This is a genomic window from Bradyrhizobium sp. AZCC 1693 (genome assembly GCF_036924745.1).
In the GTDB taxonomy this organism is placed as follows: domain Bacteria; phylum Pseudomonadota; class Alphaproteobacteria; order Rhizobiales; family Xanthobacteraceae; genus Bradyrhizobium.
Genome location: NZ_JAZHSD010000001.1, coordinates 226,371 through 243,008 on the forward strand (window position 1 = coordinate 226,371; position 16,638 = coordinate 243,008).

Consider the following 16,638-nt stretch of genomic DNA (forward strand, 5'->3'; position numbering starts at 1 on the left):
CGATTAGGAAACGCGAATGATTAGTCGTATTTCTGGAGCGGCGCAAGGACGCGCACCCCCAGACCGGAGACCTGCATGACCACCCTGACCACCAGTCCGCTTGCGCCCCTGTTGGATCGCCTGTTCGACGAGGCCGATGCGGCCTCGGCGGAGACCGAGGCGGCCGTGGCCGATCTCTCGGACGAAGCCCGGGCGCGCCTGATGCGGAGCAAGACCGATTACCGCGACCTCTATGGGCGCTTGAAGAATGCGCCGCTCGCCATCTCGCGAGAGACCGGCGCACTGCTCTACATGCTGGCGCGAAGCTCTCGCGCGCGAACGATCGTCGAGTTCGGGACCTCGTTCGGCATCTCGACCCTGCATCTCGCCGCGGCGCTGCGGGACAATGGTGGTGGCCGCCTGATCACCAGTGAGTTCGAGCCATCCAAGGTGGCGCGGGCCCGCGATAATCTGACGGCCGGCGGTCTCATCGACCTCGTGGAGATCCGGGAAGGGGACGCCCTGCGGACGCTCAGCGTCGATCTCCCTGATATGATCGACCTGCTGCTGCTGGACGGTGCCAAGGCGCTCTATCCGGAAATCCTGAGCTTGGTCGAGAGCCGCCTTCGGCCGGGCGCCTTCATTGTCGCCGACAATGCCGATGACAGCCCCGACTATCTGGCGCGCGTGCGCGCGTCGGCTGGCGGCTATATGTCCACGCCATTCGGCGAGGACGTCGAGCTATCCATGCGGATCGGTTCCAGCTGACCGATCCGGCATTCAACTGCGGCGCGGCGCGTGGCGCAACTTGTCGGGATTGCGGACGACATAGATGGCGGCGATTTTCTCGCCTGATATCGCCATGCTCAGGGTGAGATCGAGTTCGCCGTCCAGATAGAGCAGGGCGCCCACGGCGCCGTTGATAACAGCCGGCTCGATCCGGACGTCCTGGCCGGCGGTCTTGCCGGCAAGGCCGACGAAGAAGCGCGCGACCTTGTCGGCGCCGATGATCGGATTGCGCGCCGCGAACTTGCGGCCGCCACCATCCGTGAGCGCCACCGCGTCCTCGCGCAGCAATTCGGCCAGCTGCCTGACATTGCCGCTGGCAACCGCGTCGCTGAAAGCCTGCAGCAGGCGGGCGTGACCGTCCGGCGTTGCCGCAGGTGCCGGGCGATTGTCGCGCACCGCGCGGCGGGCGCGTGAGGCCAGTTGCCGGCAGGACGCCTCGGTGCGGTCGAGCATGGCGGCGATTTCGGGGAACGGCGTGTCGAAGACGTCGTGAAGCAGGAAGGCCGCGCGTTCCGGCGGCGACAGCCGGTCGAGCGCCAGCAACAAGGCGAACGAAAGATCGTCGGCCAGTTCGGTCGCGGCGTCGGCCGACAGGCCCTCCGCGTCGAACACGGGCTCGGGGAGCCATGGCCCGATATAGACCTCCCGCTGCGCCTTTGCGCTCTTCAGGCGATCGAGACAGAGCCGGGTCACAATGGTGACGAGAAAGGCCTCGGGGTTGTGAACGTCCTGCGCCCCGGCAAAGCGCAAATAGGCGTCCTGCACGACGTCTTCCGCGTCGCTGCGGCTGCCGAGCATGCGATAGGCAAGGCCGAGCAGGCGCCCGCGATGGGGTGCCAGCGGGTCGCCATCATGCAGCCTGTTTGACGACATCGACATTATGTCCCTCCACGGTGACGCGGCGGCACTCTTTGGCGTAACCGAGCCCTGCCTTCACCATCGGGAACATCCGGCCCAATTGCAGTGCCAGCGTTAAATCGATAACGCCCTTCTGGCCCCATTGGGCGCGAACGGCGTCGCGAAATTCATCATCATTGGCGGACCGGCGCACCACGGCGTCTGCAAACCTGAACCCAAGCGTGGTCGCGTCATTCATCGCGCGGGGATCGCGGCGGAGAACCGCTTCGACCTGGTCGTTGGGCATGCCGGCTTCCAGCGCCATGTCGACGACCAGTTGGGTGCATGGACCGCAATCCTCGGCCAGGGCGCCGACGATCTTGGCTGCGAAACTCGCGTCGATCGGGACCGCCTCGCGATGGGCGGACGCCTTCATGACGGGCGCGAATTTGAAGAAGGCGGAAGGGGAACAGTTCAGCATCATCAGGAGATAGCTGACGTCGTACCCGTAACGCTTGGCAAATGCGCGCAGCGTGCGGCGCGCGATCCAACTACGCATGATTTTCTCCTTTGCTGGGGAAGGCGGAATAGAGGGCGGCTGCCGACGGCAGTACGATGGCGAGGAGGTCAAAGACGGGGTGATGGGCGTGGCCGCCCGCCAGGATCGCCAGGTGGAGCAGGGCGTGGGCGGCGAGGAAGCTGGCGCCAGCGACTGCGGCTGGCCAATATCGTGGCCGCCATGCCCGCGCGGCCAGCGCCAGCCCGGCCACGAGGAACGCGACCCCGATATCCTGAGCGAAATGTGGGTTGAACGGGCCGGTGTCCGGTACCCCGGGTACGGTTTCGTACCAGAGGGGGCCAGCCACCAGCATGGCTAGCCCGTTCAGAACCGTGGGTATCGCAAGAATTGCTGCCAACTGACGCCGCATGGGAACCTCCTGCGGCCAAGACGAGCCAAGTGCCCCCGGTGTGACAGAACCCGTCAAAGAATTTCCCTGATTCGGGGCGAAAATTTTTGCTCCGGCCGGCCGGTGAACTGGTCTGAATTTTGCTCTTGGCAAGCCGGCCAAGACTCGGTAAACAACCGTCTCCGGGCGTGCTGGCCGTTGCTGGCACGTTCGTGCGCGCATTCCGAAAACCCGATACGGTAGGAGATCATTCCTTTCAGGACATCCGCATGGATTGCTCGAAAGGAAGGAAAACTCATCACTTCGGTGGAGTGCGGCAGGGGTCTTTCGGCTTGCCGGATGACCTCGATCCTGTCCGAGACTGCAGGCGCCCGAGTCGAAACTTAATGCGGAAACGCAAGTTTCTTCAATGGCTTAATCTTACGGCCTGCATAGACGGGTGAAGACCGGATTTCGCTTTATCGCTGCCTCGCGCGGCGCCATGGCTGATTTGGTTCGAACCTCGACACCCCGCGCCATCTGGTTCGGGAGGGCAGGCTTATCAATGTCGTCCTGCCCGGCGTGTCCTTGAGACTGGTGTCTAGAGGTCAGGTTTTGGGTGAGACGATGGGTGCAACCCGGCGGTCTTGCTCTTAAGCGAAGGCCGCCAACCGGAGAGAGCTTGCTGTGGAAAGAGCGGCAAAAAAGGACGCGGTTGAGGCGCTGAACGAGGTCTTCAAGACCACGAGCGTCGCAGTCGTCGCCCACTATTCCGGCCTCACCGTGGCCCAGATGCAGAAGCTGCGCATGCAGATGAAGCAGGCGGGCGCGTCGGTGAAGGTCTCGAAGAACCGTCTCGCCAAAATTGCTCTTGAAGGCACGGATGTCGTTGCCATCGGTTCCCTGCTGAAGGGGCCGACCGTGATCGCGACTTCAAACGATCCGGTAGCGGCGCCGAAGGTTGCCATCGAATTCGCCAAGGCGAACGAACAGTTCGTCATTCTCGGCGGCTCGATGGGTAAAACCGTCCTGGATGTGAACGGTGTGAAGGCGCTTGCCTCATTGCCGTCGCTGGACGAGCTGCGCGGCAAGATTGTCGGCCTCCTGGTGGCGCCGGCGACCAAGATTGCTCAGCTCTCCACTGCGCCCGCGGCCAAGCTCGCGCGCGTCGTTCAGGCCTATGCCTCAAAGAGCGAAGCGGCCTGACCCTTCGCAAATCAAATCTGGTTCGAACCAAACCTTTAAGGAAACTGATCAATGGCTGACCTACAGAAAATCGTCGACGACCTCTCGAGCCTGACCGTGCTCGAAGCTGCCGAACTCGCAAAGCTCCTCGAAGAAAAGTGGGGCGTGTCTGCTGCCGCCGCCGTTGCGGTCGCCGGTCCCGCTGCCGCTGCTGCCGCTCCGGCTGAAGAAAAGACCGAGTTCACGGTCGTTCTCGCTGCCGCAGGCGACAAGAAGATCGAAGTCATCAAGGAAGTCCGCGCCATCACCGGCCTGGGCCTCAAGGAAGCCAAGGACCTCGTCGAAGGCGCGCCCAAGCCGGTCAAGGAAGGCGTGAACAAGGAAGAGGCCGACAAGCTCAAGGCCCAGCTCGAAAAGGCTGGCGCGAAGATCGAATTGAAGTAAGCGTACTACACAGAAAAGTGTGGGGATTCGCGGGGTTAGCCCTTCGAATCTCCACGATTCCGCCCCATATCGGAGCGGCAGCAGGAAAACGCGGTAGGCGGTGGGGACGGCAGGGTTCCCGGCGTAAGCCGTTGGGAGACAGTCAGATTTCGGGCTTTTTCAGTCCGTGAAGCGGCAAGTTGAGACGGGCGGGTGCAGTCGTGCGCCCCGCGCGTCGTTTTGCGTTTTAAAGGGCTAGAGAACGGGTTCAGGATTTAATTCCTGAAAGTGGGCTTTGTTCCTTTCGAGCGATTCGAAATTCAACCCGGGGGCGATGGCAGTCGCGCTTCGGAAGGTTCGCCCACGAGGGCGACGAAAATGAGAGGCCACGATGGCGCAGCAGACATTCACCGGTCGCAAACGCGTTCGCAAGTTCTTCGGACACATCAAGGAAGTCGCCGAGATGCCGAACCTCATCGAGGTTCAGAAGGCGTCCTACGACCAGTTCCTGATGGTCGAGGAGCCCCCGGGCGGCCGGCTGGACGAAGGCCTGCAGGCGGTATTCCGCTCGGTGTTCCCGATCTCGGATTTCTCGGGCACCTCGATGCTCGAATTCGTCCGCTACGAATTCGAGCCGCCGAAATATGACGTCGACGAGTGCCGCCAGCGCGGCATGACCTATGCTGCGCCGCTCAAGGTGACGCTGCGCCTGATCGTGTTCGATATCGATGAGGAAACCGGCGCCAAGTCCGTCAAGGACATCAAGGAGCAGGACGTCTACATGGGCGATATCCCGCTCATGACCATGAACGGCACCTTCGTCGTCAACGGCACCGAGCGCGTCATCGTCTCCCAGATGCACCGTTCGCCCGGCGTGTTCTTCGATCACGACAAGGGCAAGACCCATTCGTCCGGCAAGCTGTTGTTTGCCGCGCGCGTGATTCCGTATCGCGGTTCCTGGCTCGACATCGAGTTCGACGCCAAGGACATCGTGTTCGCGCGCATCGACCGCCGCCGCAAGATCCCCGTGACCTCGCTGATGTACGCGCTCGGTCTGGACGGCGAGACGATCCTGTCCACCTTCTACAAGAAGATCAATTTCAAGCGCGCCAAGGAAGGCTGGCGCGTTCCGTTCGACGCCGCCCGCTTCCGCGGCTACTCGACCATCAACGATCTGATCGATGCCGACACCGGCAAGGTCGTGCTCGAGGCTGGCAAGAAGCTGACGGTGCGCGCCGCGCGCCAGTTGCAGGAAAAGGGCCTCAAGGCGCTGCGTCTGTCGGATGAAGAGCTGGTTGGCAATTATCTCGCTGAGGATCTCGTCAATCCGAAGACCGGTGAAATCTACGCCGAAGCCGGCGAGGAGCTTACCGAGAAGTCGCTGAAGGCGCTCAACGAGCAGGGCTACAAGGAGCTGCCGCTGCTCGACATCGACCACGTCAATGTCGGCGCCTATATCCGCAACACGCTGAATGCCGACAAGAACATGACGCGTGAAGACGCGCTGTTCGACATCTACCGCGTGATGCGTCCGGGCGAGCCGCCGACCATCGATTCGGCCCAGACCATGTTCCAGTCGCTGTTCTTCGACAGTGAGCGCTACGACCTGTCCGCGGTCGGCCGCGTCAAGATGAACATGCGCCTCGAGCTCGACGCGCCCGACACCCATCGCACGCTGCGCAAGGAAGACATCCTGGCCGTCATCAAGACGCTGGTCGACCTGCGCGACGGCAAGGGCGAGATCGACGACATCGACCATCTCGGCAACCGCCGTGTGCGTTCGGTCGGCGAGCTGATGGAGAACCAGTACCGCATCGGCCTGTTGCGCATGGAGCGCGCGATCAAGGAGCGCATGTCGAGCGTCGACATCGACACCGTGATGCCGCAGGACCTGATCAACGCCAAGCCGGCCGCTGCCGCGGTGCGCGAGTTCTTCGGCTCCTCGCAGCTGTCGCAGTTCATGGACCAGACCAACCCGCTGTCGGAAATCACCCACAAGCGCCGGCTCTCGGCGCTTGGCCCGGGCGGTCTGACCCGCGAGCGCGCCGGCTTCGAGGTGCGCGACGTGCATCCGACGCACTACGGCCGCATCTGCCCGATCGAGACGCCCGAAGGTCCGAACATCGGCCTGATCAACTCGCTGGCGACGTTTGCGCGCGTCAACAAGTACGGCTTCGTCGAAACGCCCTATCGCAAGGTGAAGGACGGCCGCGTCACCGACGAGGTCGTGTATCTCTCGGCGATGGAGGAGGGCCGTTATCGCGTGGCGCAGGCCAACGTGCCGCTCGACGCCAAGGGCCGTTTCACCGAAGACCTGATCGTCTGCCGTCACGCCGGCGAAGTGCTGCCGATCACGCCCGACAAGGTCGACTACATGGACGTGTCGCCGAAGCAGCTCGTTTCGGTGGCCGCGGCGCTGATCCCGTTCCTCGAGAACGACGACGCCAACCGCGCGCTGATGGGCTCGAACATGCAGCGCCAGGCGGTGCCGCTGGTTCGCGCCGAGGCGCCGTTCGTCGGCACCGGCATGGAAGGCGTGGTGGCCCGTGACTCCGGTGCCGCGATCGCCGCGCGTCGTTCCGGCGTGATCGACCAGATCGACGCTACCCGCGTCGTGATCCGCGCCACCGAGGATCTCGATCCCACCAAGTCGGGCGTCGATATCTACCGGCTGATGAAGTACCAGCGCTCCAACCAGTCGACCTGCATCAACCAGCGTCCGCTGGTGAAGGTCGGCGACATCGTCAGGAAGGGCGACATCATCGCCGACGGTCCTTCGACCGATCTCGGCGAGCTCGCGCTCGGCCGCAACGTGCTGGTCGCGTTCATGCCGTGGAACGGCTACAACTTCGAAGACTCGATCCTGCTCTCCGAGCGGATCGTGAAGGACGACGTCTTCACCTCGATCCACATCGAGGAGTTCGAGGTGATGGCCCGCGACACCAAGCTCGGACCTGAGGAAATCACCCGCGACATTCCGAACGTTTCGGAAGAAGCGCTGAAGAACCTCGACGAAGCCGGCATCGTCTATATCGGCGCCGAAGTCCGCGCCGGCGACATCCTGGTCGGCAAGATCACGCCGAAGGGCGAAAGCCCGATGACGCCGGAAGAGAAGCTCTTGCGCGCCATCTTCGGCGAAAAGGCCTCCGACGTCCGCGACACCTCGCTCCGCGTGCCGCCGGGCGTGCAGGGCACGATCGTGGAAGTGCGCGTGTTCAACCGTCACGGCGTCGACAAGGACGAGCGTGCGCTGGCGATCGAGCGGGAAGAGATCGAGCGTCTGGCCAAGGACCGCGACGACGAACAGGCGATTCTGGACCGCAACGTCTACGGCCGCCTCGCGGAGCTGCTGGAAAACCGCCAGGGCATCGCGGGTCCGAAGGGCTTCAAGAAGGACACCAAGATCACGCGCGCCGTGCTCGAGGAGTATCCGAAGTCGCAGTGGTGGATGTTCGCATCGCCGAACGACAAGCTGATGACCGAAATCGAGGCGATGCGGAAGCAGTACGACGAATCGAAGAAGGGCCTCGAACAGCGCTTCCTCGACAAGGTCGAAAAGCTGCAGCGTGGCGACGAACTGCCGCCCGGCGTCATGAAGATGGTCAAGGTCTTCGTCGCGGTGAAGCGCAAGATCCAGCCCGGCGACAAGATGGCCGGCCGTCACGGCAACAAGGGCGTGGTGTCCAAGATCGTTCCGATCGAGGACATGCCGTTCCTCGAGGACGGTACGCATGCGGACATCGTGCTCAATCCGCTCGGCGTGCCCTCGCGCATGAACGTCGGCCAGATTCTGGAGACGCATCTCGGCTGGGCCTGCGCAGGCCTCGGCAAGCGCATCGGCCAGACCATCGACAGCTACTATCAGAAGCAGGATCTCAAGCCGCTGCGCGAGACCCTGAAGAAGATCTATGGCGACGATGAAACCATCAAGACGCTGAACGACAACGAGCTGATGGAGCTTGGCCGCAACCTGAGCCACGGCGTGCCGATCGCAACGCCGGTGTTCGACGGCGCCAAGGAAGCCGACATCGAGGAGATGCTGAAGCTCGCGGGCTTCGACGCCTCCGGCCAGTCGACCGTCTATGACGGCCGCACCGGAGATGCCTTCGATCGCAAGGTCACGGTGGGCTACATCTACATGCTCAAGCTGCACCATCTGGTCGACGACAAGATCCACGCGCGTTCGATCGGTCCGTACTCGCTCGTCACCCAGCAGCCGCTGGGCGGCAAGGCGCAGTTCGGCGGCCAGCGCTTCGGCGAAATGGAGGTGTGGGCGCTGGAAGCCTACGGTGCGGCCTACACGCTGCAGGAAATGCTGACCGTGAAGTCGGACGACGTCGCCGGCCGTACCAAGGTGTACGAGGCGATCGTGCGCGGCGACGACACGTTCGAGGCGGGTATCCCGGAATCGTTCAACGTGCTGGTCAAGGAAATGCGCTCGCTCGGCCTCAACGTCGACCTGCACAATTCCAAGGTAGGACCGGCGCCGACGTCCGAGGCGGCCGAGTAACGCTTGAGATTCCATGTCCGGCCAGAAGCGCGAAGAGAACCTTCGCGCAGATGGGCCGGGCATTCGCGCTCCTCTCGGACGTTGAGCAGGGCGCGCACTAAATAAGAGTTTCGAATTTGCTGCCGGTGACGACCGGCACGCGAGGAGAAGACGATGAACCAAGAAATTATGAATCTCTTCAATCCGACGACCCCGGCCCAGGTCTTCGACCAGATCCGGATCTCGATTGCGTCCCCGGAGAAGATTCTGTCCTGGTCCTACGGCGAGATCAAGAAGCCGGAGACCATCAACTACCGGACCTTCAAGCCGGAGCGCGACGGCCTGTTCTGCGCCCGCATCTTCGGGCCGATCAAGGATTACGAGTGCTTGTGCGGCAAGTACAAGCGGATGAAGTACAAGGGCATCATCTGCGAAAAGTGCTCGGTCGAGGTGACGCTGTCGCGCGTCCGGCGCGAGCGCATGGGCCATATCGAACTGGCAGCACCCGTTGCGCACATCTGGTTCCTGAAGTCGCTGCCGTCCCGCATCGGCCTTCTGCTCGACATGACGCTGAAGGATCTCGAGCGGATCCTGTACTTCGAATACTACGTCGTGCTGGAGCCGGGCCTGACCGCGCTCAAGGACCGTCAGCTCCTGTCGGAAGACGAGTACCTGAAGGCGCAGGACGAATACGGCCAGGATTCGTTCACCGCCATGATCGGCGCGGAAGCGATCCGCGAACTGCTGAAGGGGCTTGAGCTCGAAAAGCTCGAGCAGTCCCTGCGCGCGGAGATGCACGAGACCGAATCCGACATCAAGCACAAGAAGCTCGCCAAGCGGCTGAAGATCGTCGAGGCGTTCCGCTATTCCGGCAACAAGCCGGAGTGGATGATCCTGACCGTGGTGCCGGTGATTCCGCCGGACCTGCGTCCGCTGGTGCCGCTCGACGGCGGCCGCTTTGCGACGTCCGATCTCAACGACCTCTACCGCCGCGTCATCAACCGCAACAACCGCCTGAAGCGGCTGATGGAGCTGCGTGCGCCCGACATCATCATCCGCAACGAAAAGCGCATGCTGCAGGAGGCCGTCGACGCGTTGTTCGACAACGGCCGCCGCGGCCGCGTCATCACCGGCGCCAACAAGCGGCCGCTGAAGTCGCTGGCCGACATGCTCAAGGGCAAGCAGGGCCGCTTCCGGCAGAACCTGCTCGGCAAGCGCGTCGACTATTCGGGCCGCTCGGTGATCGTGGTCGGTCCCGAACTGCGGCTGCATCAGTGCGGCCTGCCGAAGAAGATGGCGCTCGAACTGTTCAAGCCGTTCATCTATTCGCGGCTCGATGCCAAGGGCCTGTCCACCACCGTGAAGCAGGCGAAGAAGCTCGTCGAAAAGGAGCGTCCCGAGGTTTGGGATATCCTGGACGAGGTGATCCGCGAGCATCCGGTGCTCTTGAACCGCGCGCCGACGCTGCATCGCCTTGGCATCCAGGCGTTCGAGCCGGTCCTGATCGAGGGCAAGGCGATCCAGCTCCATCCGCTGGTTTGCGCGGCGTTCAACGCCGACTTCGACGGCGACCAGATGGCCGTGCACGTTCCGCTGTCGCTGGAAGCGCAGCTCGAAGCGCGCGTCCTGATGATGTCGACCAACAACATCCTGCACCCGGCGAACGGCCAGCCGATCATCGTGCCGTCGCAGGACATCGTGCTCGGCCTCTATTACGTGTCGATCATGCGCGAAGGCCTGCCCGGCGAGGGCAAGATCTTCGGTGACATGGCCGAACTCGAGCACGCCCTGCATTCGAAGGTCATCCACCTCCACACCAAGATCAAGTACCGGTGGGAGGGCACCGACGAGAACGGCAAGACTACCAAGCGCTGGATCGAAACCACCGCGGGCCGCGTCATGCTCGGCACCTTGCTGCCGAAGAACCAGAAGATCTCGTACGACATCATCAACAAGCTGATGACCAAGCGCGAAATCTCCGGCGTGATCGACCAAGTCTACCGCCACTGCGGCCAGAAGGAGACGGTGATCTTCTGCGACCGCATCATGGCGCTCGGCTTCTACAACGCGTTCAAGGCCGGCATCTCGTTCGGCAAGGACGACATGGTGGTGCCGCACTCAAAGTGGAAGATCGTCGACACTACGCGCACGCTCGCAAAGGATTTCGAGCAGCAGTACAATGACGGTCTGATCACCCATGGCGAGAAGTACAACAAGGTGGTCGACGCCTGGTCGAAGGCGACCGAAGAAATCGCCAAGGAGATGATGAAGGAAATCTCCTCGACCAAGAAGACGCCGAAGGGCGCCGACGCCGACATCAACTCGATCTACATGATGGCGCATTCGGGCGCGCGCGGTTCGCCGGCCCAGATGCGTCAGCTCGCCGGTATGCGCGGCCTGATGGCGAAGCCGTCGGGTGAAATCATCGAGACGCCGATCATTTCCAACTTCAAGGAAGGTCTGTCGGTGCTCGAATACTTCAACTCGACCCACGGCGCCCGCAAGGGCCTCGCGGACACCGCGTTGAAGACCGCGAACTCCGGTTACCTGACCCGCCGTCTGGTCGACGTGGCGCAGGACTGCATCATCACGCAGGACGATTGCGGCACCAAGCTCGGCATCAAGATGCGCGCCATCGTCGATGCCGGTACGGTCGTAGCGTCCCTGGCGTCGCGTATCCTCGGCCGCACCACGGGCGAGGACCTGCGCGATCCCGCGACCAACAAGGTCGTGGTCAAGCGCGGCACGCTGATGGAAGAGACGCATGTCGACGCCATCCAGCAGGCTGGCATCCAGGAAGTGAAGATCCGTTCGGCGCTGACCTGCGAGTTGGTCAACGGCATCTGCGGCAAGTGCTACGGCCGCGATCTGGCCCGCGGCACCCCGGTCAACCACGGCGAGGCGGTCGGCGTCATTGCCGCCCAGTCGATCGGTGAGCCCGGCACGCAGCTCACGATGCGCACGTTCCACATCGGCGGCGCGGCGCAGATCAACGAGCAGTCGTTCGTCGAGTCGAATTTCGAAGGCAAGGTCACCATCAAGAACAAGGCCATCGCCAGGAACAGCGAAGGTCACTTGGTCGCGATGGTCCGCAACATGGTCGTTGCGATCACCGATGCCGACGGAACCGAGCGTGCGACCCACCGCATTCAGTACGGCGCGCGCATGCACGTCGACGAAGGCGATATGGTCAAGCGCGGCCAGCGCATCGCGGAATGGGATCCGTACAGCCGTCCGGTGCTCACCGAAGTCGAAGGCACCATCGGGTTCGAGGACCTGGTCGAGGGTCAGTCGATCTCGGAAACGCTGGACGAATCCACCGGTATCGCCAAGCGCGTCGTCATCGACTGGCGCGCGTCGCGGGGCGGGGCGGATCTGCGTCCGGCCATCGTCGTCAAGGGCAAGGACGGCAAGGTGCTGAAGCTCGCACGTGGCGGGGATGCCCGCTACATGCTGTCGGTCGACGGCATTCTGTCGGTCGACATCGGCGCCAAGGTCAAGGCCGGCGACATCCTGGCGCGTATCTCCACGGAAAGCGCCAAGACCCGCGACATCACCGGCGGTCTGCCGCGGGTGGCCGAACTGTTCGAGGCCCGCAAGCCAAAGGACGCGGCGATCATCGCGGAAATCGCGGGCACGATCCGCTTCGGCCGCGACTACAAGAACAAGCGCCGCATCTCGATCGAGCCGATGGACAAGACCGAGGAGCCGCGCGAGTACCTGATCCCGAAGGGCAAGCACATCCATCTGCAGGACGGCGACATCGTCGAAAAGGGCGATTTCATCGTCGAAGGCAATCCGGCACCGCACGACATCCTGGCGATCAAGGGCATCGAGGAACTCGCTGCCTATCTGGTCAACGAAATCCAGGAAGTCTACCGGTTGCAGGGCGTGCTCATCAACGACAAGCACATCGAGGTGATTGTCCGTCAGATGCTGCAGAAGGTCGAGGTCACCGACCAGGGCGACACCGACATGATCTCGGGCGAACAGGTCGACAAGATCGAGTTCGACGCGCTCAACCTGAAGGCCAAGGAAGAGGGCAAGAAGCCCGCCACGGGAACGCCGGTTCTGCTCGGCATCACCAAGGCGAGCCTGCAGACCCGCTCGTTCTTCTCGGCGGCCTCGTTCCAGGAGACCACCCGAGTGCTCACCGAAGCCGCCGTCAACGGCAAGGTGGACCCGCTGGAAGGCCTCAAGGAGAACGTCATTGTCGGCCGGCTGATCCCGGCGGGCACCGGCGCCTCGATGGCCAAGATCCGCGAAGTCGCGGTCAAGCGCGACAAGCTGATTCTCGACGAGCGCGAGAAGCAGACTGCGATCGTGCCGACCGCTCCGGAAGCGGAACCGCTGGCGCTGCCGCCGGCGGAATAAGGTTCCGTCAGGTTCCAATCAACGAGAAAGCCGGCTGCGAAGCCGGCTTTTTCTTATTGTAAACGGGATCTGTCGCGAGACGGGTGGCGCTTGCTCTCAAGTTGGGGAATAGTGTTATGCTCGCAACGGTAGTGATGCTTGCAGTTCCCCATGAGCGACTTGATGAGCGACTCGGCTCATTTTGAATCCTTAATCGATCGCGTCTACGAGGCGGGGCTCATACCTTCCCAATGGCCAGCCCTGCTTGGCGACCTCGGTGCAGCGGTCGGCGGCAATGGCGGCTTTCTGTTCGGCGTGCGGGACGGATACACACGTGCGGTCAATTCCGTCGAATATGACCAGCTCATTCCTGTTTTCCTGAGAGACGGATGGAGCGAACGCGATCCCAATCTGCCGCGCGCTATCGCCCGGAACCATGCAGGCTTCCTCACTGACCATGATCTCTTCTCGGAGGAGGAGATCGCGACCAACGACGTCTATTGCAACTTTTACCGCAAGCACGGCATTGGCTACCGGGCCGGGACGATCATTCCGATACCGAGCGGCGATTCGATCGCAATTGTCGTGTCACGGCATCAGGATCGCGGTCCGGTGCCGCGAGAGGTCGTCGCCTTGCTGGATGGGCTGCGGCCACATCTGGCGCGCGCGTCCCTTGCCGCAAATCGCCTCGGCTTCGAACGCGCCCGTGCGCAGGCTGATGCTTTGCAGGTGCTGGGCCTGCCGGGCGCTGTGCTGCGCGGGCGTGGCCGGGTGTTTGCGGCAAACGGCTTGTTCGAGGCGCTGATCCCTTCGCTGTTTCGGGATCGTATCGAGCGCGTGACGACGACGGACGTCACGGCGGACGCGCTGCTTGCGGAGGCGCTTGGTCCAATGTCACTTGCCGATCGTCGGATCGTGAAATCGATACCGGTCGCTGCGACGAGAGACCGCGTGCCGATGGTGCTGCATGTCCTCCCCGTTCGCGGTTCCGCACGCGATATCTTCACGCAGGCCACAGCGCTGCTGGTGGTGACGCCGGTCGATCGCGCTGCGGTGCCGACCGCGGAGGTTCTGCAAGGCCTGTTCGACCTGACGCCGGCGGAAGCGCGCGTGGCGCGGGGCATCGGCCAGGCTGAAACCGTTGATGCACTTGCCGACGCGACCGGCGTCAATCGGGAGACGGTGCGCAGCCAGCTCAAGGCCGTGCTGTCGAAGACCGGCCTCTCGCGCCAGCAGGAGCTTGTCAGCCTGCTCGCCGGCAAGGCGTTCCATGGTGGCTAGGCAACAGATCGCGGAGGCGGAGCCACAACATCCCCCTCGCGCCGGCGGAATAGGACTTCCGCAAGAATACGGTGCGAAGACAAAAGGCCGGCACAAGCCGGCCATTTTGCTGCTTTCTTTCATTGCTGCGTTGCGGGGACCTGCTTTGTTCATCTTCCCTTCAGGGTGAAAAGGGCTTTTGCTAATTTGGTTTAGACCGGCTGCTTCCCGAAGGCAGGGGGCCGGAGGGCGACGGAAAAGACATGTTGGATCTTGCAATCGTAGGCGGCGGCCCCGGCGGGCTGATGAGCGCCTGGTATTTGAAGAAAAAGCTCGGCGATCTCTGCCGCGTCACCATCTACGAGGCGTCCGACCGTGTCGGGGGCAAGATCGTCTCGCGGAAGTTCGATTCCGCGCCCGCGCTCTATGAGGCCGGCGTCGCCGAAATCTACGATTATTCGATGACCGGCCCGGATCCGCTGCGGGAACTGATCCAGCATTTCGGCCTGCAGACCATCCCGATGGACGCGGAGCAGGTGCACCTCGACGGCGAGTTGCTCAACGACGTGCCGGGCATGCGCCGCAAATATGGTGAGAAGACCGCGGCTGCGATCGAGGCGTTCCGCAAGCGGTGCAGCGACCTGGTTTCGCCGATCGAATATTACGAAGGCGTCGGCGCCCACGACAACGAGCACCCCTGGGCCTACATGACCTGCGAGGAAGTGCTCGACAAGGAAGTCGAGGATGCCACCGCCAAGCGCTTCCTCAAGGCGATGGCGCGCTCGGATATCGCGACCGAGGCCCACAACACCAATGGCCTGAATGCGCTGAAGAACTTCGTGATGGATATCGACGGCTATATCGGCCTGTATTCGATCCAGAACGGCAACGAGCAACTGATCGAATGCCTGCGCTCGGAAGTCGATGCCGATATCCAGCTCAACCATCGCGTGCTCAAGGTCGGCAAGACCAATTCTGGCCGCTACGCGCTCAACATGATGAACGGGAAGGGGCCGGAGACACGGGATTTCGATCTGGTGCTGATGTGCCTGCCGCATTCCTGGCTCGCCACCATGCGCTGGGATGGCGAAGACCTGCGCCAGTCGATGGTCAAGCACGTCGCCTATTTCGACCGTCCGGCGCATTATCTTCGGGTTTCGATCCTGTTCGACGAGCCGTTCTGGGGCGAGAAGATCCGCGGCGCTTGGTTCATGTCGGAAGCGTTCGGCGGCTGCTGCGTCTACAATGAGGGCGCCCGCCATGACGTCGGTAAGCACGGCGTGCTCAACTGGCTGATCGCAGGTTCCGACGCGCTGGCGTTCGCCAATCTGAGCGATCAGGAACTGATCGACGCCGCGCTCAAATCGTTGCCGGCCTCGCTCGGCAACGCCCGCGATCATTTCATGGAAGGCAAGATCCACCGCTGGCTGTCGTCGGTGAATGCGCTGCCGGGCGGCCTGCCGGTGCGCGACGTCATGACCAACCATCGGCCGGAGCCGAAAGAGCATCCGGGAATCGTCGTGGTCGGCGACTATCTGTTCGATTCGACGCTGAACGGTCTGCTCGACTCCTCCGACGCCGCCACCGATATCATTCTGACCGAGATGATGCGGTTGCGCCGCACCCGCGCACAGCAGGGCGGGGTGTCATCCGACAAGATCGACCGCAGCTATTTTGAGAATTACCGTGGCGTCGGCCCCTACAGCGAAGTCTGGAACCAGTTTACCGATCCGGCCTATCTGACCGACCTGATCAAGATCGTCTGGAACAGGGCCAAAGGCTACAAGCTGCTCGTTGCCGGTTCCGCCAGCGGCGAACTGGTCGGCGCGTTGCGCGAGTTCGGCATCGATGCCTGGGGTATCGAAAACAACAAGGCGATCCACGCCAAAACGCCGAAGGCGCTGAAAAAGTACAACAAGCTCGGCTCCATCGTCGACATACCGTTCAAGGACGACGAATTCGATTTCGTGTTCGAGACCAGCCTGTGCCACGTCGCCGAAAAGCAGGTGCCGCGGGCGGTGCGCGAACTCAACCGCGTCGTGAAGACCGGGCTGCTGTTCGGGTCGGTGACGTCGGACATGGCCCCCGCGCTGATCGACCGTTACGACCTGTTGCGCGGCGTGAAGAAGCTCGGCACCTGGTGGGAATGGTCTGAATTGTTCTTCGGCAACGGCTTCGACCTCTCGATGCACCGGCGCGACTGCACCGATGCGGTATGGGCGGCGACGCTGGCCGCCAACAAGGGGCCGGGGCAGTGGTACGCCGACGCCGACAGCCTGCGCTATTCGTTCTTCGACAAGGTCGAATCGGACGATTGAGGTCCGACCGGTTGTATTAAGGCAGGACCGGCTCTGACGGATCAGCGCCGGCCGCGCCAAATGTTTGCCGAATTGATCCCGATCGCATAGAATCGGCGAGGGTAGCGCTCGCCGCTGC

General features: G+C 62.8%; 10 protein-coding genes. 7 read left to right on the top strand and 3 right to left on the bottom strand.

The genetic code is table 11. The annotated features are described in order from the left end of the window. The first annotated feature begins 75 nt into the window (after window positions 1-75). Window positions 76-747 carry an O-methyltransferase gene (locus tag V1293_RS01115; protein ID WP_334505934.1) on the top strand — a complete coding sequence of 224 codons (672 nt, stop codon included), beginning with the start codon at window positions 76-78 and terminating at the stop codon, window positions 745-747. A 12-nt stretch (window positions 748-759) separates the two neighbouring features. Here V1293_RS01115 and sigJ read toward each other — a convergent pair whose 3' ends face one another. The 3 genes from sigJ to V1293_RS01130 are packed head-to-tail and all read right to left on the bottom strand — an operon-like array spanning window position 760 to window position 2,534. Further along, window positions 760-1,647 carry an RNA polymerase sigma factor SigJ gene (sigJ, locus tag V1293_RS01120; protein WP_334505936.1) on the bottom strand — a complete coding sequence of 296 codons (888 nt, stop codon included), beginning with the start codon at window positions 1,645-1,647 and terminating at the stop codon, window positions 760-762. Continuing rightward, window positions 1,619-2,164, bottom strand: coding sequence for a hypothetical protein (locus V1293_RS01125; RefSeq protein ID WP_334505938.1), 546 nt, complete (start codon window positions 2,162-2,164; stop codon window positions 1,619-1,621). The genes sigJ and V1293_RS01125 overlap by 29 nt, the downstream gene beginning before the upstream one ends. Further along, window positions 2,157-2,534 carry a hypothetical protein gene (locus tag V1293_RS01130; protein ID WP_334505939.1) on the bottom strand — a complete coding sequence of 126 codons (378 nt, stop codon included), beginning with the start codon at window positions 2,532-2,534 and terminating at the stop codon, window positions 2,157-2,159. The genes V1293_RS01125 and V1293_RS01130 overlap by 8 nt, the downstream gene beginning before the upstream one ends. A 645-nt stretch (window positions 2,535-3,179) precedes the next feature. Between V1293_RS01130 and rplJ the strand changes: the two genes are divergently transcribed. The 6 genes from rplJ to V1293_RS01160 all read left to right on the top strand — a co-directional run bounded on the left by rplJ (window position 3,180) and on the right by V1293_RS01160 (window position 16,520). Further along, complete coding sequence (gene rplJ, locus V1293_RS01135) at window positions 3,180-3,698, top strand: 50S ribosomal protein L10 (RefSeq protein WP_334505941.1); 519 nt, start codon at window positions 3,180-3,182, stop codon at window positions 3,696-3,698. Window positions 3,699-3,749: 51 nt separating this feature from the next. Beyond that, window positions 3,750-4,121 (top strand): 50S ribosomal protein L7/L12, encoded by a 372-nt coding sequence (rplL, locus tag V1293_RS01140; protein WP_300947257.1) that lies wholly within the window; start codon window positions 3,750-3,752, stop codon window positions 4,119-4,121. Between the two features lie 370 nt (window positions 4,122-4,491). Further along, a complete protein-coding gene (gene rpoB / locus V1293_RS01145; RefSeq protein WP_334505946.1) occupies window positions 4,492-8,610 on the top strand; it encodes a DNA-directed RNA polymerase subunit beta in 4,119 nt (1,372 codons plus the stop codon). Window positions 8,611-8,763: 153 nt separating this feature from the next. Next, a complete protein-coding gene (gene rpoC / locus V1293_RS01150) occupies window positions 8,764-12,963 on the top strand; it encodes a DNA-directed RNA polymerase subunit beta' (protein WP_334505948.1) in 4,200 nt (1,399 codons plus the stop codon). A 162-nt stretch (window positions 12,964-13,125) separates the two neighbouring features. Further along, window positions 13,126-14,223: a helix-turn-helix transcriptional regulator gene (locus tag V1293_RS01155; RefSeq protein WP_334505950.1), complete on the top strand. Its 1,098-nt coding sequence runs from the start codon at window positions 13,126-13,128 to the stop codon at window positions 14,221-14,223. Window positions 14,224-14,465: 242 nt separating this feature from the next. Beyond that, complete coding sequence (locus tag V1293_RS01160) at window positions 14,466-16,520, top strand: FAD-dependent oxidoreductase (RefSeq protein ID WP_334505952.1); 2,055 nt, start codon at window positions 14,466-14,468, stop codon at window positions 16,518-16,520. Window positions 16,521-16,638 lie beyond the last annotated feature (118 nt).

What these genes read in the sequence shown, in the direction of transcription:
- V1293_RS01115 (WP_334505934.1), top strand. Translation starts at nt 76, where the DNA reads ATGACCACCCTGACCACCAGTCCGCTTGCGCCCCTGTTGGATCGCCTG.
- sigJ (WP_334505936.1), bottom strand. Translation starts at nt 1,647, where the DNA reads ATGTCGATGTCGTCAAACAGGCTGCATGATGGCGACCCGCTGGCACCC.
- V1293_RS01125 (WP_334505938.1), bottom strand. Translation starts at nt 2,164, where the DNA reads ATGCGTAGTTGGATCGCGCGCCGCACGCTGCGCGCATTTGCCAAGCGT.
- V1293_RS01130 (WP_334505939.1), bottom strand. Translation starts at nt 2,534, where the DNA reads ATGCGGCGTCAGTTGGCAGCAATTCTTGCGATACCCACGGTTCTGAAC.
- rplL (WP_300947257.1), top strand. Translation starts at nt 3,750, where the DNA reads ATGGCTGACCTACAGAAAATCGTCGACGACCTCTCGAGCCTGACCGTG.
- rpoB (WP_334505946.1), top strand. Translation starts at nt 4,492, where the DNA reads ATGGCGCAGCAGACATTCACCGGTCGCAAACGCGTTCGCAAGTTCTTC.
- rpoC (WP_334505948.1), top strand. Translation starts at nt 8,764, where the DNA reads ATGAACCAAGAAATTATGAATCTCTTCAATCCGACGACCCCGGCCCAG.
- V1293_RS01155 (WP_334505950.1), top strand. Translation starts at nt 13,126, where the DNA reads ATGAGCGACTCGGCTCATTTTGAATCCTTAATCGATCGCGTCTACGAG.
- V1293_RS01160 (WP_334505952.1), top strand. Translation starts at nt 14,466, where the DNA reads ATGTTGGATCTTGCAATCGTAGGCGGCGGCCCCGGCGGGCTGATGAGC.